The following is a 19,852-nucleotide window of genomic DNA, read 5'->3' on the forward strand; positions in this document are numbered from 1 at the left end:
GCGGCCGCGTCAAAACCGTCTCAAAACTATTGATTTTAACAAATCAATAGTTCGAGCCGGCAATCGCTGTTCCGTCAACTGCCGGCGGGCGCCGGGTCGAGACTGCGCCACATGTACCACGTCGCGACGGTACGCCACGGCTCCCAGTTCGCGGCGACTTCGCGCGCTTCGCTGCGCGTCACCGGCTCCCCGCTGAAATAGTTATGGCTGATCGCCTGGATGAGATTCGGATCGTCGAGCGGCAGCACGTCCGGACGCGACAGGTCGAAAATCAGGAACATCTCGGCGGTCCAGCGACTGATGCCGCGGATCTGCGTGAGTTCGGCGATCACGTCCTCGTCGTCCATCGACGTCCATTTGCCGACGTGCAGCGCACCCGATACGAAGTGATGCGCGAGATCGAGAATGTATTCGGCCTTGCGCTTCGACACGCCGCAGCCCGTCAGATTCTCCTGGCCGAGCTTGATGATCTGCTGCGGCACGAGCTTCGGACACGCCGCGACGATGCGTTGCCACATCGCCTGCGCCGAGGCGACCGAAATTTGCTGACCGACCACCGAGCGCGCGAGCGTGACGAACGGATCGGCGCGGCTCGACAGATGGACGGGGCCGAACTTCGGAATCAGCTTCTTGAGAATGCGGTCGCGCTTGACGAGATCGGCACACGCCTTGTCCCAATACGCGGGTCGCGTGACGGCCGAGGCCGTTGCATCGCTTCGCGCCGAAGCAGCGTCACCGTCCGACGACGACGCCGCGCGCGACTTGCGTACCGTTTCGCCATCCTGGCTTTCGCGCGCAAGTTCCTGCAAATCGCCCGCGAGTTCGGGCGGCAGCGATCCGTTGCCCTTGACCTGCGCGGCGCGCGTGCGCGATGGCTTGGCGGCGTTTGCCTCGGGCAGGTCCGCTCCGTTGGGCAACCGCCTGGCCGATGACTGCTTTGCGAGCGCGCCTTGCGAATTCGCAGTGCCCGATTTACGCGCGGCATGTCGGTCAATCTTCGCGCCTTTCGCCGATGCCGATTTCGTTGCCACCTTCACCGCGCCCTTCGCGGCGACGCCGCTTCGCGCACGCACTGCCTTAACCTTCACTGACGCGTTTGATTGAGACGTGGCCCGTTTAGCCGCCGTCTTCGTGGCCGTTGACATCCTGCCTCCTGCCTGGCGAGTCGATCAGTGGGAAGTACGAGGTGCGCTCAAACGCGCCGCCACTCGGTCAACCCGCCCGGTTTGTCTTCGAGCGCAACACCGGCGTCCAGCAATTCCTTGCGGATCCGGTCTGCCTCGGCGTAGTCCTTTGCCTGCTTCGCGGCGACGCGCGCGGCGATCTTCGCTTCGATCGCTGTCACATCCAGCGCGCCCTCGCCTTCACTCCCCGCCGTTTGTTGCAGATACGCGCGCGGCTCGCGGTCGAGCAACCCGAGCACGTGCGCAAGACCTCGCAATTGCCGTGCAAGCGCTGCATCGCGTGTGCGGTTGACTTCGCTTGCCAGTTCGAACAGCACGGAAACGGCGACAGGCGTATTGAAGTCGTCGTTCATCGCCGTGCGAAAACGCTGCGCGTACGCTTCGTTCCAGTCGACGTCGCCCGCTTCCGGCGCCGTGTCCTTCAACGCCGTGTAAAGACGCGTGAGTGCGCTGCGCGCATCGTCGAGATGGGTATCGCTGTAGTTCAGCGGCGAGCGGTAATGCGCGCGCGCAATGAAGAAACGCACCACTTCGGCATCGTATTTCGCGAGCACTTCGCGGATCGTGAAGAAGTTGCCGAGCGACTTCGACATCTTCTCATTGTCGATCTGCACGTAGCCGTTGTGCATCCAGTAATTGACGAAGGTTTGCCCCGTAGCGCCTTCGCTTTGTGCGATCTCGTTCTCGTGGTGCGGAAACTGCAGATCCTGTCCGCCACCATGAATGTCAAAACGATCGCCGAGCAGCGTGCAGCCCATCGCCGAGCACTCGATGTGCCAGCCGGGACGCCCGCGCCCGTACTTCGAATCCCAGCCGGTGTCGGCGGGCTCGTCGGGTTTCGACTGCTTCCACAGCACGAAGTCGAGCGGGTCCTGCTTCGCATCGTTGGCGGCCACGCGCTCGCCCGCTCGCAGGTCTTCGAGCGACTTGCCCGACAGCGCGCCATAGTGCGCGAACTTGCGCACCGCGTAGTTCACGTCGCCGTCGGTGGCCTGATACGCGTAGCCGTTCGCTTCCAGCTTCTCGATCATGCCAAGCATCTGCGGAATGAAATCCGTCGCGCGCGGCTCGAGATCGGGCCGCTCGATGCCGAGCGCGTCCGCGTCTTCATGCAGCGCCGCGATGAAGCGATTGGTCAGCGACTTGATGGTCTCGCCGTTTTCGACGGCGCGGCGAATGATCTTGTCGTCGATGTCGGTGATGTTGCGCACATAGGTGACCTTGTAGCCGAGCGTGCGCAGCCAGCGCTGCACAATGTCGAAGACCACCATGACCCGAGCATGGCCCACGTGACAGTAGTCGTACACCGTCATCCCGCAGACATACATGCGCACTTCGCCTTCGTGAAGCGGCACGAAATTTTGCTTGTCACGCGCGAGCGTGTTGTAGATGCGCAGAGATTCCATAGAGACGATGCGTGGGCCGAAAGAAATCCGCTTGTTGTTCGTTCGTTCATACCGCGCCCGATAAAAGCAAGCAACCCAGTCGTGCAATCCAGGCATGTAACCACATGCACGAACACAGGCGGCGCGGCATGACTGACAGCATGTCGCGCACCGCGTGCGGAATCAGGCTGACGTCAAGGCGGGGACGACCACGAGTGGCGAAAGACAGTCTGAGGCTCGACGGAACGCGCAGACCTTTTGTTAGAATGGGTCGGAGTATAACATCCTGACCTGAGCCTATGAAACACTCCAGCGGCCGCGCGCGAGGCGCCAAGCCCCTCTTCGCGACGGCGCTCCGTTCAACGTTTCGTGCCACGTTCCGCCCGACTTTTGCGGCGGCTTTGAGCGCGGCAGCGGGCACGGTCTGCTGCGGCCTCGCCCTTACGGTCCTGCCCGTTTCATCGGCTCTGGCGCAAAAGGCGTCGACCATTCCACACGGCGCCGCCGTGCGCGACGTGACGCCGGACGCCGATGCGTCCATCGAGCAGAAGAACTGGACGGCCGCCCTTGCGCAGCTCGACGCGCGCATCGCCGCGAATCCGCGCGATGCCCAGGCGAAGTTCAAGCGCGCCACCGTGCTTGCCCGCCTGAACCGCGACGACGAAGCGATCGCCGCCTTCACCGAACTCACGCAGACCTACCCCGAACTGCCCGAACCGTACAACAACCTCGCCGCGCTCTACGCGAAGCAGGGCCGCTATACGGAAGCGCGCGCCGCGCTCGAAACGGCCGTCAAGGCGAGCCCCGGCTACGGCCTCGCGTATGAAAATCTCGGCGACCTGTATCTGCGCATGGCCGATCAGGCCTATCGACGCGCCCAGAGTCTGGGCAGCGCGAACGGCACGACGAACCAGCGTATCGCCGATATCGAGAAGATCGTGACGCCGCGCAAGACGGCTGCAAAAAAGACCGTGCAGCCCTCTACCGAAACCATCGACTACACGAATCGGGCCACGTCGAACATCACCAATACACCGGGCTTCCAGTTCGGCGGCCCGAACGGTTCGCTGGCGACCCCACCGTACGTTGCACCGTCGCAGTGAGCGCGCTTTCGCGCACGCCTTCGGGCAGCGCGTTAGCCGCCGTTTTTCTCATTCGAGTTCACCCCGAGGATTTACATGAAATGGTTGACGTTGGCGCTCGGCAGCGCCGCCCTGATCGCAAACGCACCGGCTTTTGCGCAGAACGGCGCGCAGGCTGCGCATCCGTCCGTTCTCTTGAAGACGTCGGAAGGCGATATCCGTGTGGAGTTGTATCCTGAGAAAGCGCCGAAAACGGTAGCCAATTTCCTCGACTACGTGAAATCCGGTCAATATAACGGGACGATCTTTCATCGCGTGATTCCCGGCTTCATGATCCAGGGCGGCGGCTATACGACGAGCTTCGCGGAAAAGCCGACGCGCGCGCCGATCCCGCTCGAAAGCCGCAACGGGCTGAAGAACATGACGGGCGCGATCGCGATGGCGCGCACGAGCGACCCGAATTCGGCGACGGCGCAGTTCTTCATCAACACGGTCGACAACGCGGGCCTCGACTATCCGAATCCGGACGGCAACGGCTATGCGGTGTTCGGCAAGGTGACATCGGGAATGGATGTCGTGAAGAAGATCGAAGCGACGCCGACGACCTCGCGCGGCCCGATGGGCGATGTGCCGCAAAAGCAGATCGTGATCCAGTCGGCGACAATTGTCGGTAAATGACGGTCAGTGACTGCCGGCAGGTCGTTGCCGGCAAGTTTCGTTGACAGGCAATATGACGGCCGGGCGGAAACGGGAGCCGCCCGGCTGTCACGAAAAGGCGCCCGATAGCGGACGACGCATTTGCAAACAGGGTGTGACGCGCAAGCCGCACGCATGCTCGAACCACGCACCGCGTGCTCGCGCTACACCGGAACTAACCATGCCACGGGCGCGGGCTGCTGGCCGCTCAAATGGCCACGCACCGCGCTCCCCACTCACTTGGACCTAAAGGAAAACATCATGGTTGAACTGCACACGAACCACGGCGTCATCAAGCTGGAACTGGACGCCGAGAAGGCGCCGAAGTCGGTCGAGAATTTCCTCGCCTACGTGAAGGCCGGTCACTACGACAACACAGTGTTCCACCGCGTGATCGACGGCTTCATGATCCAGGGCGGCGGCTTCGAACCCGGCATGCAGCAGAAGCCGACCAACGCGCCGATCGCGAATGAAGCGAACAACGGCCTGAAGAACGTGAAGGGTTCGATCGCGATGGCGCGCACGAACGACCCGCACTCGGCGACGGCGCAGTTCTTCATCAACGTCAACGACAACGACTTCCTGAACCACTCGTCGCCGACGCCGCAAGGCTGGGGTTATGCCGTATTCGGCAAGGTCGTCGAAGGTCTCGACGTCGTCGATGCGATCCGCAAGGTGAAAACGGGTTCGAAGGGCTTTCACCAGGACGTGCCCGTCGACGACGTGATCATCGAAAAGGCCGTCGTGGTCGAGTAAGACGATTACTCAAACGGTCAGCAACTTCTCATCGAAGGGCTGAGCAACTGAGAGAAGCACACTTCAAATGCTGCAAGAAACGCCGCTGCGGAGTGTCGCTGCGGGCGTGCCTGGCGAGGGCAAACGCCCGCACGCGGCGCGCCCGTTTTTTTTCATCTCGGACTTGCACCTGAGCGAGGCGATCCCGCACACGGTTGCCGCGTTCGAGCATTTCATCAACGTGACGGCCGAGCACGCGGATTCCGTTTTCATCCTCGGCGATCTGTTCGAATACTGGATCGGCGACGACATGCTCGCCGAGCCCTTCCCCGCCCGCATGGCGAAGCTGATGCATACGCTGTCGGAGCGCGGCATCGCGCTCTACATCATGCACGGCAACCGCGACTTCCTGCTGGGCAAGCGCTTCATGAAAGCGGCGGGCGCGATCTGGCTGCCCGATCCGTTCGTCATCACTGCATTCGGCACGAAAATCGCGCTCACGCACGGCGATGCGCAATGCACTGCTGACCGCCGCTATCAGCACTTTCGCGGCTTCGCGCGCAATCATTTCGCGCAGTGGCTGTTTCTGGTGTGGCCGTACCGCTGGCGCAAGGCGCTGGCCGAAAAGATGCGCCGCACGAGCGAGTCGGGGCGCACGCGTCCCGTATCGCCGCGCTACGACGTGACGTCGGAGGGCATCGCCGCGCTCTTCAAGAAGACGAAGACGGCAACGATCATCCATGGCCACACGCATCGGCCCGCGCTGCATCATGAAAAAGGCGGCATGCGCTGGGTACTGCCCGACTGGGACCTCGATCACGGCGAGCGCCGTGGAGGTTACGTGCGGATCGATTCCGAAGGGATCAAGGCGTTGCGGCTGGACAAGTAGCGCCACGTGATCCGGCTGGGCGCGCAAGCATGTATGGAACTGCTATCGACCAGCCAATCGATGCATGTCCGTCATTCAAGCCAGCGCCGCGTCCCGTTCGGAACTGCCGGGCACGCATGCGTCGGCGTGCCTTTGAGTCCCGCTTTCAACGGGCGCTGGATCAGCGCGCCGCTTCCTCAACCTTCCCCTGGATCACCGCCGACAGGCGGCGCAAATCCACCAGCGCCGCATCGGCGCCCTGGAGCGCTTCGAGACTCGCGCCGAGGCGTTCGAGCGCGGCGACGATTTCGTCGATGCGCTGCGTTTGCGTCGCCGCGTGGTCGATCAGTCCATGGATCGCGAGCGACACGGGATCGTCGGCATTCGGCGTAATGCCGTACGCGCAGAAAGCGGCGCGCGCGGGAGCCGCTTTGGCGTCGGCACCCTTCGCGTCGGCAGCCGGCGAACGGGCAGCCGTCGCCGCCGTAGCGGGCATGATCACGCGCGCCGGATTGCCCACGGCCGTGCCGCCCGCCGGCACCGGCTTTACGACGACGGCGTTCGAGCCGATCTTCGCGTCCGCGCCGATCGTGAAGCCGCCCAGCACCTTCGCACCCGCGCCGACGATCACGCCGCGCTCAAGCGTCGGATGGCGCTTCGCGCCGCGCGTGAGCGACGTGCCGCCGAGCGTGACGCCCTGGTAGATCGTGCAGTCGTCGCCGATTTCAGCTGTCTCGCCGATCACGACGCCCATGCCGTGATCGATGAACACGCGCCGCCCGACCGTCGCGCCCGGGTGAATTTCGATGCCCGTCATGAAGCGGCCGCACTGCGATACGAAGCGTGCGAGCCAGCGGCGCTTCGCGCGCCAGCACGCATGCGCGACGCGATGGAACATTAGCGCGTGCAAGCCCGGATAGCATGTGAGAACTTCCCAGGCGCTGCGGGCGGCGGGATCGCGCTCGCGGATCGTGGCTATGTCTTCTCGGAGTCTGGTGAACATGGCAGTGAGGCTGTCGTAGGGATTGAGCGCTGCCGTTTGCATCCATTCACATCCATTGCACACGGAGCGCTTTGCTTATGACGTTTTCGGGTCATTGTAGGGCGAATGTGCGAACGCTGCCGGAAGTCCACGCGATCGAGAAGGTTTGGGATTTTGCGCGCCAGACCGGGAGCGAAAGTGTATGTGCATCGGTGGCTCGAGCCCGTCTGCTGGCGCTCTTGCCGCCCCGCCTTGTTGCTACGAGACTGCCCGCCGGCCACACAACAGCTTCCGCACGACGCCAACGGGCGCGAAAGCTGGCGCAAAACGCTGACGCCGAAGATTAGTTTCCGGACGCAGCGCAAGCGGGCCGGCACTCACCCCTGCTCGCCGTCACGCCCTTTGGCCTTCAGCAGAATATGTTTCGCGATACCCCGTACGATATTGACCTCTTCGCGTTCGAGACCTGAGCGCGCGAAGAGCCGCCGCAAGCGCGACATCAGCTTCTTCGGATTGCCGGGATCGAGAAAGTCGAGCGCAATCAACGCGTTTTCCAGGTGCACGTACATGCGTTCGATCTCGTCGCTGGGGGCAAACGTACCCGCGCTGCCGGACGCCGGCTCCGTGCCTTCGCCTTCGACCAGATACGCCATGCGCAGCTCATACGACAGCACCTGGATGGCCTGCGCGAGATTCAGCGAGCTATACGCGGGATTAGCGGGAATATGCGCGAGCGCGCTGCACCGCTCGACGTCTTCATTCGACAGCCCTGTGCGCTCGTTGCCGAACACGAGCGCGATGTCGCCGTGCGCGGCATGCTCGCGGGCCTGCGTCGCGGCGGCGCGCGGCGCGAGCTGCGGCGGCCCGTACTCGCGGGCGCGCGCCGTCAGCGCGAGCGACCATTGCGCGCCCGAGAGCGCGTCGGCCAGCGTCGGCACGACATGTGCGGACGCAAGCACGTCGTCCGCGCCGCTCGCCATCGCGATCGCATCCGGATCGTTTTTCACATCGGGCGAGCGCGGCGACACCAACACGAGGCGCGAGAATCCCATCGTCTTCAGCGCGCGTGCCGCCGCACCGACGTTGCCGGGATGACTTGGCTCGACGAGCACGAAGCGTGTCGACGTAAAGCCGCCGCCGATGCTGCTCGCATTGTCGGAAGCGGTACTGGACTGAGATGACGAAGGCGTTTGAACCACGATAAGGATTGGATGGCAAGGAAACAGTAATGGTAGCGCCAAGCCGCGCCCCGTTTCCATCTGCCATTTGGCTAATGCTTTGCTTGTTGCCCCCTTGTAGCCCTCTTGTCGCCCTGTCGTTCGCCTCGTCGTTCCCCTTCGCCCGTTGGTCCAGGCCGGCACCCGTTGCGCCTGAGGTCAGCAGGGTCGAGATAAAAGCCAGATAAAACTCAGGTAAAATCCCGACATTCGCGCCGTGCCGTCTCGCCCTTTGCAAGGCATTCACGCCACCGCGCATCGCTCTTCTTCAATTCGTCTCCGTCGACGGAATGTGTGTCCAGGTTTTCGACCCAGTCTTGCCAGGCGCCCGTTTCGCGTGATTTACAGCTTATTTTCAGCTCAACACCGGACAGCCGTCATGCGCGTCCGGCATAAGGATCAGGCTCATGCATCCCATGCTCAATATCGCTGTCAAGGCCGCTCGCCGCGCCGGGCAGATCATCAACCGCGCGTCGCTCGATCTCGACCTCGTGCAGGTCAGCAAGAAGCAGCACAACGATTTCGTCACGGAGGTCGACAAGGCGTCGGAAGCGGCCATCATCGAAACGCTGACCACCGCCTATCCCGATCATGCGATCCTCGCCGAAGAGTCAGGTGAATCGGGCAACGAGTCCGAATTCCAGTGGATCATCGATCCCCTCGACGGCACCACGAACTTCATCCACGGTTTCCAGTATTACTGCGTGTCGGTCGCGCTCGCGCACAAAGGCATCGTCACGCAAGCCGTCGTCTACGACCCGACGCGCAACGATCTCTTCACGGCGTCGCGCGGCCGCGGCGCGTATCTGAACGACAGGCGCATCCGCGTCGGCCGCCGCGACCGGCTCGCCGACGGCCTGATCGGCACGGGCTTCCCGTTCCGCGAAAAGGACACGCTCGAGCCGTACACGCAGCTCTTCGCCGAGATGACGAAAGCGTGCGCGGGCCTGCGCCGTCCGGGCGCGGCCGCGCTCGATCTGGCGAACGTCGCGGCGGGCCGCCTCGACGGCTTCTTCGAGCAAGGCATCAGCGCATGGGACATGGCGGCGGGCAGCCTGCTGATCACGGAAGCGGGCGGCCTCGTCGGCAACTACACGGGCGATTCGGACTTCCTGCACAAGCATGAGATCGTCGCGGGCAACCCGAAGATATACGCGCAGATGATTCCGATCCTGTCGCGCTACACCCGCACGAAGGAACAAGCAGCCTAAGACGCTGCGCGCGTTCGACAAGCGGCTTCGGCCGCTTTTTTCGTATGGGGCGCCGCTTTTGCTACGCGGCGCCACGGACTGCCAGATACGCTGCCAGACGGGCTCGCCGCGCACGAACGCCGTCACTGTGTTCCAATCGGGACCATGAAGAAAGGCTTCTACACGATCATCGCGGCGCAATTCGTGTCGTCGCTCGCCGATAACGCGCTCCTGATCGCGGCCATCGCGCTGCTTGCCGTGATTCGCTCGCCCGCGTGGGTCACGCCGCTACTTCAGATTTTCTTCACGATTTCCTATGTACTGCTCGCGCCGTTCGTCGGCGCATTCGCCGATGCGCTGCAAAAGCGCCACGTGATGTTCATCTCGAACGCGCTGAAGGCGGCCGGCTGTCTGATGATGATCGCGGGCGTGCATCCAATGATCGCGTACGGGGTGGTCGGCTTTGGCGCGGCCGCGTATTCGCCCGCGAAGTACGGCATTCTGACCGAGCTGCTGCCCGCCGAACGGCTCGTCGTTGCGAACGCCTGGCTCGAATCGGCGACCGTGCTCTCGACAATCGCCGGCACGATGCTGGGCGGCGCGCTGATCAGCACGTACGCGTCGCGCTTCGTCCAGCACGCGCAACTGCCGCTGATTCACACGGCCGCCGACCTCGCGATGCTCGCCGTGATGATCACGTATGCGATTGCGGCGGCGCTGAATGTCGGCATTCCGGACACGGGCGCGCGCTACCCGAACCGGCTCGTCGAACCCGGCCAGCTGCTCGGCGAATTCATCCGCTGCTTCAACGTGCTCTGGTCCGACCGCCTCGCACAGATCGCGCTGTGGGTCACGACGCTGATGTGGGGCGGCGCCGTCACGCTGCAACTACTCGTGCTGAAATGGGCGGACGCGAACCTCGGGCTGTCGCTGTCGAAGGCGGCCGTGATGCAAGGCGTGGCCGGCTTCGGCATCGCGATCGGCGCAGCGGCCGCCGCCGCATGGATTCCGCTGCGCAGTTCGCTGAAGGTGCTGCCCGTCGGGGTGCTGATGGGCGCCGTCGCCGTCGCGATGGCGTTCTACAGCAAGAGCCTCTTTCCGCCCGGCGCGGGGCTGCGCGTCGGCGCCCTCTTCGCGCCCGCCTACATCATCCTCGCCTATCCGTTAATGATCCTGCTCGGCGCGCTCTCCGGCTTCTTCATCGTACCGATGAACGCGATTCTCCAGCATCGCGGCGCGACGCTGCTAACAGCGGGCCACTCGATCGCCGTGCAGAACTTCAACCAGAACCTCGCCGTGCTGCTGATGCTCGGCGCCTACGCGATCCTGCTGACGGCAACGATGCCCGTGCAGTGGATCATCGCCGTGTTCGGACTCTTCATCACGGGCATGATGTGGCTCGCCAAACGCCGCAGCGCCGCGAATGCGCACAAGGTGGACATGCACGCGCTGATCGAGGAATGAACGAACACGGAGCACAGCATAGCCGTGCGAAGATCGCGACGGCAACCTGGCCATCCGGCCAGGTTCGCGCAACGCTTCGACGGGTTAAACTCACGCCCTGAACAGTCACGCAAGAAAGACACGAGGATGGGCACTCAAATCGCAGCCGCAAACGACTTCGCGCAACACACTCCAATGATGCAGCAATACCTGCGCATCAAAGGGGAGCATCCGGGCACGCTCGTGTTCTACCGGATGGGCGATTTCTACGAACTGTTCTTCGACGACGCCGAAAAGGCCGCGCGCCTGCTCGATCTGACGCTCACGCAGCGCGGCGCGTCGGGCGGCAATCCGATCAAGATGGCGGGCGTGCCGCATCACGCCGTCGAACAGTATCTGGCGAAACTGGTGAAGCTGGGCGAATCGGTCGCGATCTGCGAACAGATCGGCGATCCGGCGACGTCGAAGGGACCTGTCGAGCGCAAGGTCGTGCGCGTGGTCACGCCCGGCACGCTGACGGACGCCGCGCTGCTCTCCGACAAGAGCGACACGTATCTGCTCGCCGTGTGCGCGGCGCACAACCGGCGTGGCGTGGTGTCGGCCGTCGGCCTCGCCTGGCTGAATCTGGCGAGCGGCGCGCTGCGTCTTGCAGAAGTCGCACCCGATCAGGTTGCCGCTGCGCTCGAGCGGATTCGTCCGGCGGAGATTCTCGTCGCCGACACGCCATCGCCCGCCGACTCGAATGCGTGGACGCTGCCATCCGGTTTCGGCGCGATGACGCGCGTCCCGGCATGGCATTTCGATGTCGCTTCGGGCACGCAGCGGCTTTGCGATCAAATGGAAGTCGCGAGCCTCGACGGTTTCGGCGCGCATTCGCTGTCGTGCGCGTGCGGCGCAGCGGGCGCGGTGCTGCTGTACGCGGCCGCGACGCAAGGCCAGCAACTGCGCCATGTGCGCAGCCTCAAGGTCGAATACGAATCGGAGTACATCGGGCTCGATCCGTCCACGCGCCGCAATCTGGAATTGACGGAAACGCTGCGCGGCACGGATTCGCCTACGCTCTGCTCGCTGCTCGACACGTGCTGCACGACGATGGGCAGCCGTCTGCTGCGTCACTGGCTGCACCATCCGCCGCGCGATGCCGCGTTTGCCCAGGCGCGCCAGCAAGCGATCGGCGCGTTGCTCGACGCGCCGCCCCAAGCCAGTCTCGACTCGCTGCGCAGCGCATTGCGGCAGATCTCGGATATCGAACGGATCACGGGGCGGCTCGCGCTGCTGTCGGCGCGTCCGCGCGATCTGTCGAGCCTGCGCGACACGTTCATCGCATTGCCCGAACTGCGCACGCAACTGGCCGCGATCATTCAGGCCGCCGATTCGCTCGCGCGTATCGACGCGTCGCTGGAGCCGCCGGCCGAGTGCGTCGATCTGCTGAAGCATGCGGTCGCGCAAGAGCCCGCCGCGATGGTGCGCGACGGCGGCGTGATCGCACGCGGCTACGACGCCGAACTGGATGAACTGCGGGATATTTCGGAGAACTGCGGACAATTCCTGATCGACCTCGAAACGCGCGAGCGCGCGCGGACGGGCATCGGCAACCTGCGCGTCGAGTACAACAAGGTGCACGGCTTCTACATCGAAGTGACGCGCGGCCAGACCGACAAGGTCCCTGACGACTATCGCCGCCGTCAGACGCTGAAGAACGCCGAGCGCTACATCACGCCCGAGCTGAAGACCTTCGAGGACAAGGCGCTGTCTGCGCAGGAACGCGCGCTGTCGCGTGAGAAGGCGCTGTACGACGCGCTGTTGCAGGCGCTGCTGCCGTTCATCGCGGATTGCCAGCGCGTCGCTTCGGCGCTCGCCGAACTCGACGTGCTCGCCGCGTTCGCCGAACGGGCCCGCGCGCTCGACTGGGTCGCGCCAGGCTTCACGCCGACGGGCGGCATCGAAATCGAACAGGGACGGCACCCCGTCGTCGAGGCGCAGGTCGAGCAGTTCATCGCAAACGACTGCACGCTCAACCCCGATCGCAAGCTGCTGCTGATCACCGGCCCGAACATGGGCGGTAAATCGACCTTCATGCGTCAGACCGCGTTGATCGCGTTGATGGCGTACGTCGGCAGCTACGTGCCGGCGCGCCGTGCGTCGTTTGGCCCCATCGATCGCATTTTCACGCGAATCGGCGCCGCCGACGATCTGGCGGGCGGCCGCTCGACCTTCATGGTCGAGATGACGGAAGCCGCCGCGATCCTGAACGACGCGACGCCGCAAAGCCTCGTGCTGATGGATGAAATCGGCCGCGGCACGTCGACGTTCGACGGCCTTGCGCTCGCGTGGGCGATCGCGCGCCATCTGCTCGCGCACAACGGCTGTCACACGCTCTTCGCGACGCACTACTTCGAGCTGACGCAACTGCCCGCCGAGTTTCCACATGCGGCGAATGTGCATCTGTCGGCCGTCGAGCATGGGCACGGCATCGTGTTTCTGCACGCCGTCAACGAAGGCCCCGCCAATCAGAGCTACGGTCTACAGGTCGCGCAACTGGCTGGCGTGCCGAACGCCGTGATTCGCGCGGCGCGCAAGCATCTCGCGTATCTCGAACAGCAGTCGGCCGCGCAGCCGGCGCCGCAACTCGATCTGTTCGCGGCGCCCGTGACGATGCTCGAAGACGCCGACGACGAGCCCGCCGTGCCCGCGCTGGACCCCGCGATGCAGGCGCTCGTCGAGCGGCTGCGCGAGATCGATCCGAACGATCTGCGTCCACGCGAAGCGCTCGACCTGCTGTACGAACTGCATGAACTGGCCAAGTCGCCAGATGCGCAGCACTGACGCGCACGAGCGCCACGCGTCGGCGAGGTATCACCGCTCGCGCGGAGCGGCGCTCGCCGTCACGCTCGCATTCGTCGTGTCGCTGACCTTGCCCGGCCGTGCGTCGTTCGCGAAGGAATCGGAGCCGCGCTACTCGTTTGCCGTCATCGGCAGCACACTGCAAAGTCCCGCCGACGAAGCGCAAACGCAGCGGCTACTCGAGGCGATCGGACGCGAGCCGGACATTTCGTTCATCGTCTACGACGGCAATCTGAAAAGCGGCAAGGAAGCGTGCCGCGACTCACTGTTCGCAACACGCCAGACGCTGCTCGAAATGTCGAAGCCCGCGCTCGTTTTCATACCTGGGCAGCACGACTGGGCCGATTGCGGGACGGAGGAAGCGGGCGGCTATGACCCCGTCGAACGGCTCGATCTGCTGCGGCAGACGCTCTTCGCGGATACATCATCGATGGGGCAGAACCCGATTCCGCTCGTGCGCGAAAGCGAGGTATTACGCTTTCGTACGTATCGGGAGAACGTGCGCTGGCAGCTCGGCGGTACCGTGTTCGTCGGCCTGAACGTGCCGGGTCCGAACAATCACTTCCTGTATGCGGGCGGACGCAACGGCGAGTTCGAAGACCGCGTGATCGCCAACGCGTTCTGGCTTGACCATGCCGCCGAATATGCGAAGCGGCACAACGCGCGCGCGATCGTCGTGCTGCTTCAGGGCGACTTCGACCCTGAACGTTACGAGCGCCCCGAGCGCTTCGCCTGGCTGCGCTTCGGCCACAAGGCGAAGCGCGACGGCTTTCTCGAATTCAAGCGCAGCCTCGTGAAGCTGGCAGAGACCTTTCACGGACCCGTCGTCGTGATTCATCAGGATGACGATCGAATGCACGCGGGCTTCATGATCGATCAACCGCTGCGCAACGATAAGGGCGACCTGGTGACGAATCTGACGCGCATCGCATTCGCTCCGCGCAATCCTCAGAACCAGTGGATACAGATCGATGCGGATCTTGCGAAACGGCCGGCGTTTCGCGTAAGCGTGCAGAATGTGCCGAAGAGTCTGCCGCTGCCAGCGGCTCCGGCATTGCCGTCGCATAACGAGTACACGACACCGCCAATGCCGCCTTCGATGCCCGCAGTGCCGGGCTCAGCACCCGCTTCCGAATTGCCGCCGATTCTGCCGGAACCGCCGCGCGCACCATCGCCCGATACGGGCAACAGCAACGACGGCGGTAGCATCAGCAACGGCGCGACATATCGATACGGCCCGCCAGATGCGACGACGGGCGCTTACGCGCCCGCTTCGGGAACTGCCCAGCCTTCCGGCGTCTATCCGGGCATCGGCCCGGGCGCCAACCCTGCGAGTTCAGTGCAGCGTCGGCCGTGACGGTTCGGCGTCGTCGGCATCGTCTTCGTCATCGTCTTCATCGGCGATTTCGAGGCCGCTCGCGCCGTGCGCATGTTCATGCTGGATTTCGTCTTCCGTCGCCTCGCGCACGTCCTTCACCGTCAGCTTGAAACGCAGCGCCATGCCCGCGAGGGGATGATTGCCGTCGAGCACGACCTTGTCCTCGGCGACGTCTGTCACCGTGTAGATCAACGAGTCGAGGTCTTCATCGCCTTCTTCAGGCGTGCCCTCGAACTGCATGCCGACTTCGAGCGGCTCCGGGAAACGGCTGCGTGGCTCGATCTTCACGAGCTCCGGATCGTACTCGCCGAACGCGTCCACCGGCTCCAACTGGATCTGGGTTTCGAAGCCGGGCTCATGGCCGTCGAGCTCTTCCTCGATCTTGGGGAACGTGCCATCATAGCCGCCGTGCAGATAAACCATCGGCTCGTCGCTTTCCTCGATCAGATTGCCTTGTGCATCCGACAGCTTGTACGCGACCGATACGACGGTGTTCTTTACGATTTTCATTCGATTCTCCAGATTACGACTCACATTATACGATGCCCGTGTGGCCCCCTGACTACCCCGCTGCCAAAGCTTCAGCGCGTATTTCCCCTACTTCCGTTTCCGCTTCGTCGGCACGTTCGCCGGATCAGCCCACACCTCTGTTAGGCAATCTGACACCGTCGCAATTCATGCGACGGTACTGGCAGAAAAAGCCCCTTCTGATCCGCCAGGCGATCCCCGACATCGTCGCGCCGCTGGCGCGCGACGAGCTGTTCGAACTCGCCGATCAGGACGACGTCGAATCGCGCCTCATCACGCATTTTCGCAACAAGTGGCAGCTCGAGCATGGTCCGTTTGCTGCAGACGAACTGCCATCCGTCAAGCAACGTGCGTGGACACTTCTCGTGCAAGGCGTCGATCTGCATAACGACCGCGGGCGCGCCTTGCTTGACCGCTTTCGTTTCGTGCCCGACGCACGCCTCGACGATCTGATGATTTCGTACGCGACGGACGGCGGTGGCGTCGGCCCTCACTTCGATTCCTACGACGTCTTTCTGTTGCAGGTCCATGGCAGACGACGCTGGCGCATCGGCGCGCAGCGCGATCTGTCGTTGCAGCCGGGCCTGCCGTTGAAGGTCCTCCAACACTTCGAGCCGGAAGAGGAATGGGTGCTGGAGCCAGGGGACATGCTTTACCTGCCGCCGCATATCGCGCATGACGGTGTCGCGCAAGGCGAATGCATGACCTGCTCGATCGGCTTTCGCGCGCCCTCCACGAGCGAACTGGCTGCGCAGTTCCTCTACTACCTCGCCGAACGCGGTGAGGCACATGCGTCGCCAAATGGTTCCGCGCTCTATCGCGATCCGCAGCAACCCGCAGTCGAACGCCCGGCGCAACTGCCTCCGGCGCTGGTCGACCGTGTGGGTGCGATCCTTGCTAGGGTCGACTGGAGCGATAAGGACGTCTCGTCGTTCCTCGGCACCTATCTGAGCGAGCCGAAGCCGAGCGTCGTGTTCGATCCGCCTGAACGTCCGCTCGATGAAGCGCGTTTCGTCAGGCGCGCGATGAAGGAAGGCGTGCGGCTCGACCGTAAAACTGTGCTGCTTTACGACAACCGCTCTTATTATCTAAATGGAGAAGAAAGCAGGCTTGCAGGCGTGAAAAACTGGGTGATTGAACTCGCCGACAACCGCTCTCTGAGTGCGAAACGCTTTGTAACACTCTCACCGCAATCGTCGATGACAGCACTACTTCACGAGTGGTATCGTGCGGGCTGGATACAGATGGGTGAACTGCGATAAGATTCGCTCCGCTGTTATACCGTATAGCGAAAAATTGTCTGAGAAAGACAACGTATTGGCCCCGGATTTGTCGACGGTCGATACGAAAGTGCATATAATTTCCGCCCAAGCCGTAGGGAAGATTCACGCTCATGAAGTGCGGTCTCCACCAGCGGCCCAGGTCGGTGTTGGAGCACATTACCGGTATTATTTTGCGCTGTTGCTTACCTTTAACCATAAAAGGACGTGATCATGAAGAAATCCCTCCTCGTAGCATCCCTGTTGGCAGCTGTGGCACTGGCTGCATGCAACAAGAGCAGCGACCAGGCGGCTGCCCCGGCTAGCGACGCTGCTGCTGCTTCGGCACCGGCTGCTGCTGCTTCGGATACGGGCGCTGCTGCTTCGGGCGCTGCTGCTGCGAGCGAAGCCCCCGCTTCGGCACCGGCTGCTGCTGCTTCGGACGCAGGCGCTGCCGCTTCGGACGCTGCTGCATCGGCAGCTGCTCCGGCTTCGGGCGCAAGCCAGTAAGCTGTAGCACAGGGTTCGTCCTCTGGGCGAAAACTGCAATGGGAGGTCCACAGGACTTCCCGGGCGAAAAAACAAAACGCCACGGATTTCAGTCCGTGGCGTTTTGTTTTATACACCGTCTTTTATATCGAGATTATTCCGCTTGCATGTATTCGATGCATTTCGACTTGTATTTGAACTTGAAGTGAATTCAACCGGCGACGCGTCGAATTGCCTTCATCGCAATTACGCGCTCGTTGCATCGGCAACATCGTGTATCGATGCAACGAGCCTCTAGCGCTTCACTGGGCCTGCGCGTTCTCTTCGAAGAACTCCCGCACCACATCGAGCTCCCGCGTCCGCTTGAAGGGCGGCAGGCTTTGCCATATACGCCGTCCGTACGGTTTGTCGACGAGACGCGTATCGCAGATCATCAGCACGCCGCGATCGGTCTCCGAGCGAATCAGGCGCCCTGCGCCCTGCTTGAGCGTAATGACCGCCTGCGGCAGCTGATGGACGGCAAACGGGCTCAAGCCTTTCTTCGTCAATGCATCGAGCCGCGCGGACAACACGGGGTCGTCAGGCGGCGCGAACGGCAGCTTGTCGATGATCACAAGCGACAGCGCATCGCCGCGCACATCGACGCCTTCCCAGAAGCTCTGACTGCCCACGAGAATCGCATTTCCGTACGAACGGAAACGATCGAGCAGTTCCGTGCGGCTCGCATCGCCCTGCACGAGCAGCGGCATGTTCCAGCTGCGCGATTCGATGATGTCGCGCAGCTTCGATGCGATGCGATCGACGGCACGCAGCGTCGTGCACAGCATGAACACGCCGCCACCCGACGCTTCGATCGCCGGTAACGCTGCGTCGAACACGGCGTCGGTGAACATCGGCGACGACGGCTGCGGCAGGTTGCGCGGCACGTACAACAGGCCCTGCGTGCCGTAGTCGAACGGACTGGGCAGCGTCATCGAGCGACGCGCGTTCAGGCCCATCTGCGCCGCATAGTGGGTGAAGTCGCCGCGCACCGAAAGCGTCGCCGACGTGAAGACCCACGCGCGCGGCACGCCCGCACGCTGCTTCGCGAAGATCGGCGCGACCGACAGCGGCGTCTCATGCAGTTGCACGGTATGCGAGAACACTTCGATCCAGCGAACCTTTTCGTTCGGATCATTCGCATCGCTCGCCTGCGACGCCGAACCGGACGCCGCATCGCGCTCGGTCGCGGTCGGCGGCGTCGTCCAGCCCGCCAACACATCCTGCAACTCGCGCGCGCGACGCAATAGCGCCCCAAGCGACTCCGCTCGCTCCGATTGCCCCGCCAGCGCACCGGCGAGCGCATCGAGTTCGGTTTCGACGGCTTCGAGCGCGGGGAATAGCGGATGATCGTCAGGCAGTTGCCCGATCGACAGACGCACCGAATCTTCCTTGAACGCGAGCCGCAGATCGCGCGCCGAGCGTTCGAGCGCCGCGCCGAGCTTCACCCAGTCGACGGCATCGCGCGCGTGGCCGAGACCTTCGGCGACCGAGTCCCGCGCGAGTTCGAGGAACTGCGTCGTCGAGAGCGTCTCGCCGAAAAAGAGCGTCGCGGTTTCAGGCAGCTGATGCGCTTCGTCGAAGATGACCGTGTTCGCCGTCGGCAGCAGCTCGGCCATGCCCGTGTCGCGCAACATGATGTCGGCGAAAAACAGATGGTGATTGACGACGACGATATCGGCCTGCTGCGCCTCGCGGCGCGCCTGCATCACGAAGCAGTCCTTGTAATGCGGACATTCCTGGCCGAGGCAGTTGTCGCGCGTCGACGTCACCATCGGCCACACGGCCGCCGTCTCCGGCACGCTCGCGAGTTCGGCCTTGTCGCCCGTACGCGTGATCTTCGCGAAGCGGATGATGTCCTGCAGATACGACGTTTCTTGCCGCGACGGCAGACGTCCGTTGTCCGCCGTGCGTTGCAGATAGTAGTGGCAAAGATAGTTCGCGCGGCCCTTCAGCATCGCGACGGTGACGGGCACCGCGAGCGCATCGCGCACAGTCGGAATGTCGCGCTGATAGAGCTGGTCCTGCAGGTGCTTCGTGCCCGTCGAGACGATGACCTTGCCGCCCCACAGCATCGCGGGCACGAGGTACGCATAGGTCTTGCCCGTGCCCGTCCCGGCCTCGACGATCAGCGTGTTCTCGCCGCCGTCCACATTGGCGTCCGTCGGCGCGGCATCGTCCGTCGCCGCAGCCGATGCGGATGCCGGCTGCTGCAGCCGCCGCGCCGGGCGCTTCTGCGCTTCGAACATCGCGGGCTCGGGCATCGCGCGGCCCGACGCTTCCATCGCGGCCGCAACCGCGCGTGACATTTCGATCTGCGACGCGCGCGGCCGATAGCCGTCGATCTGGCGGGCGAGCAGCCCGTCGGCGGCGAAGATATCGGCGAGTTCGGACGAGCGCTTGTGACTCAGCGACGCGACCAGCGCGCCGCCGCCCGCTGCGGATTTTGCGGCGCGCTCGTCGCGTGCCGGCGCGTCGTCGGAGGGCGTCGCGCGCGAAGAAGATTGAAGCGGTGAATTCAAGGCAAGCGTTT

General features: G+C 63.6%; 16 protein-coding genes. 10 read left to right on the top strand and 6 right to left on the bottom strand.

Annotated elements, in window-relative coordinates; all coding sequences use genetic code 11:
- Positions 1-74: 74 nt before the first annotated feature.
- Positions 75-1,145 (bottom strand): endonuclease III domain-containing protein, encoded by a 1,071-nt coding sequence (locus GCT13_RS10260; protein WP_152757520.1) that lies wholly within the window; start codon positions 1,143-1,145, stop codon positions 75-77.
- A 47-nt stretch (positions 1,146-1,192) separates the two neighbouring features.
- Entirely contained in the window at positions 1,193-2,590 is a 1,398-nt protein-coding gene (gene cysS / locus GCT13_RS10265; RefSeq protein ID WP_152757522.1) for a cysteine--tRNA ligase, read from the bottom strand.
- A 278-nt stretch (positions 2,591-2,868) separates the two neighbouring features.
- Here cysS and GCT13_RS10270 point away from each other — a divergent pair, with 278 nt between their 5' ends.
- The 4 genes from GCT13_RS10270 to GCT13_RS10285 all read left to right on the top strand — a co-directional run bounded on the left by GCT13_RS10270 (position 2,869) and on the right by GCT13_RS10285 (position 5,971).
- Complete coding sequence (locus GCT13_RS10270) at positions 2,869-3,672, top strand: tetratricopeptide repeat protein (protein ID WP_152757524.1); 804 nt, start codon at positions 2,869-2,871, stop codon at positions 3,670-3,672.
- Positions 3,673-3,747: 75 nt separating this feature from the next.
- Positions 3,748-4,329 (top strand): peptidylprolyl isomerase, encoded by a 582-nt coding sequence (locus tag GCT13_RS10275; RefSeq protein WP_087735424.1) that lies wholly within the window; start codon positions 3,748-3,750, stop codon positions 4,327-4,329.
- A 279-nt stretch (positions 4,330-4,608) separates the two neighbouring features.
- Positions 4,609-5,103, top strand: coding sequence for a peptidylprolyl isomerase (locus tag GCT13_RS10280; RefSeq protein ID WP_012400789.1), 495 nt, complete (start codon positions 4,609-4,611; stop codon positions 5,101-5,103).
- Positions 5,104-5,170: 67 nt separating this feature from the next.
- A complete protein-coding gene (locus GCT13_RS10285; RefSeq protein WP_152757526.1) occupies positions 5,171-5,971 on the top strand; it encodes a UDP-2,3-diacylglucosamine diphosphatase in 801 nt (266 codons plus the stop codon).
- Positions 5,972-6,131: 160 nt separating this feature from the next.
- Here the strand turns inward: GCT13_RS10285 and cysE are convergent, their stop codons facing one another.
- Entirely contained in the window at positions 6,132-6,953 is an 822-nt protein-coding gene (gene cysE, locus GCT13_RS10290; protein WP_227746778.1) for a serine O-acetyltransferase, read from the bottom strand.
- A gap of 356 nt (positions 6,954-7,309) precedes the next feature.
- Positions 7,310-8,131: an RNA methyltransferase gene (locus GCT13_RS10295; RefSeq protein ID WP_321574275.1), complete on the bottom strand. Its 822-nt coding sequence runs from the start codon at positions 8,129-8,131 to the stop codon at positions 7,310-7,312.
- A 425-nt stretch (positions 8,132-8,556) separates the two neighbouring features.
- Here GCT13_RS10295 and GCT13_RS10300 point away from each other — a divergent pair, with 425 nt between their 5' ends.
- From GCT13_RS10300 to GCT13_RS10315, 4 genes are all read left to right on the top strand, one after another.
- Entirely contained in the window at positions 8,557-9,360 is an 804-nt protein-coding gene (locus GCT13_RS10300) for an inositol monophosphatase family protein (RefSeq protein WP_152757532.1), read from the top strand.
- 144 nt (positions 9,361-9,504) lie between these two features.
- Positions 9,505-10,803: a lysophospholipid transporter LplT gene (lplT, locus tag GCT13_RS10305; RefSeq protein WP_152757534.1), complete on the top strand. Its 1,299-nt coding sequence runs from the start codon at positions 9,505-9,507 to the stop codon at positions 10,801-10,803.
- 126 nt (positions 10,804-10,929) lie between these two features.
- A complete protein-coding gene (gene mutS / locus GCT13_RS10310; protein WP_152757536.1) occupies positions 10,930-13,608 on the top strand; it encodes a DNA mismatch repair protein MutS in 2,679 nt (892 codons plus the stop codon).
- The gene (locus tag GCT13_RS10315; RefSeq protein ID WP_193727624.1) at positions 13,595-14,983 is read left to right on the top strand and encodes a hypothetical protein; all 1,389 of its coding nucleotides are present in this window, start codon (positions 13,595-13,597) and stop codon (positions 14,981-14,983) included. The genes mutS and GCT13_RS10315 overlap by 14 nt, the downstream gene beginning before the upstream one ends.
- On the opposite strand, the gene GCT13_RS10320 is transcribed toward GCT13_RS10315, so the two are convergent.
- Positions 14,963-15,514, bottom strand: a complete 552-nt coding sequence (locus GCT13_RS10320; RefSeq protein WP_152757540.1) for an FKBP-type peptidyl-prolyl cis-trans isomerase — start codon at positions 15,512-15,514, stop codon at positions 14,963-14,965. The two genes, GCT13_RS10315 and GCT13_RS10320, sit on opposite strands and share 21 nt — an antisense overlap.
- A 32-nt stretch (positions 15,515-15,546) precedes the next feature.
- On the opposite strand from GCT13_RS10320, the gene GCT13_RS10325 reads away from it, so the two are divergent.
- Entirely contained in the window at positions 15,547-16,794 is a 1,248-nt protein-coding gene (locus GCT13_RS10325) for a cupin domain-containing protein (protein WP_193727625.1), read from the top strand.
- A 231-nt stretch (positions 16,795-17,025) separates the two neighbouring features.
- Positions 17,026-17,301: a hypothetical protein gene (locus GCT13_RS49125; protein WP_152757544.1), complete on the top strand. Its 276-nt coding sequence runs from the start codon at positions 17,026-17,028 to the stop codon at positions 17,299-17,301.
- 281 nt (positions 17,302-17,582) lie between these two features.
- Here GCT13_RS49125 and GCT13_RS10340 read toward each other — a convergent pair whose 3' ends face one another.
- Entirely contained in the window at positions 17,583-19,841 is a 2,259-nt protein-coding gene (locus GCT13_RS10340; RefSeq protein ID WP_152757546.1) for an ATP-dependent DNA helicase, read from the bottom strand.
- Between the last annotated feature and the right edge of the window lie 11 nt (positions 19,842-19,852).

Source organism: Paraburkholderia franconis, from assembly GCF_009362735.1.
In the GTDB taxonomy this organism is placed as follows: Bacteria; Pseudomonadota; Gammaproteobacteria; order Burkholderiales; family Burkholderiaceae; genus Paraburkholderia; species Paraburkholderia franconis.

Excerpts from the sequence above, each read along its gene's own strand:
- GCT13_RS10260 (WP_152757520.1), bottom strand. The coding sequence starts at position 1,145 with ATGTCAACGGCCACGAAGACGGCGGCTAAACGGGCCACGTCTCAATCA.
- cysE (WP_227746778.1), bottom strand. The coding sequence starts at position 6,953 with ATGTTCACCAGACTCCGAGAAGACATAGCCACGATCCGCGAGCGCGAT.
- cysS (WP_152757522.1), bottom strand. The coding sequence starts at position 2,590 with ATGGAATCTCTGCGCATCTACAACACGCTCGCGCGTGACAAGCAAAAT.
- GCT13_RS10270 (WP_152757524.1), top strand. The coding sequence starts at position 2,869 with ATGAAACACTCCAGCGGCCGCGCGCGAGGCGCCAAGCCCCTCTTCGCG.
- lplT (WP_152757534.1), top strand. The coding sequence starts at position 9,505 with ATGAAGAAAGGCTTCTACACGATCATCGCGGCGCAATTCGTGTCGTCG.
- GCT13_RS10325 (WP_193727625.1), top strand. The coding sequence starts at position 15,547 with ATGCCCGTGTGGCCCCCTGACTACCCCGCTGCCAAAGCTTCAGCGCGT.
- GCT13_RS10285 (WP_152757526.1), top strand. The coding sequence starts at position 5,171 with ATGCTGCAAGAAACGCCGCTGCGGAGTGTCGCTGCGGGCGTGCCTGGC.
- GCT13_RS10320 (WP_152757540.1), bottom strand. The coding sequence starts at position 15,514 with ATGAAAATCGTAAAGAACACCGTCGTATCGGTCGCGTACAAGCTGTCG.
- GCT13_RS10300 (WP_152757532.1), top strand. The coding sequence starts at position 8,557 with ATGCATCCCATGCTCAATATCGCTGTCAAGGCCGCTCGCCGCGCCGGG.
- GCT13_RS10315 (WP_193727624.1), top strand. The coding sequence starts at position 13,595 with ATGCGCAGCACTGACGCGCACGAGCGCCACGCGTCGGCGAGGTATCAC.
- mutS (WP_152757536.1), top strand. The coding sequence starts at position 10,930 with ATGGGCACTCAAATCGCAGCCGCAAACGACTTCGCGCAACACACTCCA.
- GCT13_RS10280 (WP_012400789.1), top strand. The coding sequence starts at position 4,609 with ATGGTTGAACTGCACACGAACCACGGCGTCATCAAGCTGGAACTGGAC.
- GCT13_RS10275 (WP_087735424.1), top strand. The coding sequence starts at position 3,748 with ATGAAATGGTTGACGTTGGCGCTCGGCAGCGCCGCCCTGATCGCAAAC.
- GCT13_RS49125 (WP_152757544.1), top strand. The coding sequence starts at position 17,026 with ATGAAGAAATCCCTCCTCGTAGCATCCCTGTTGGCAGCTGTGGCACTG.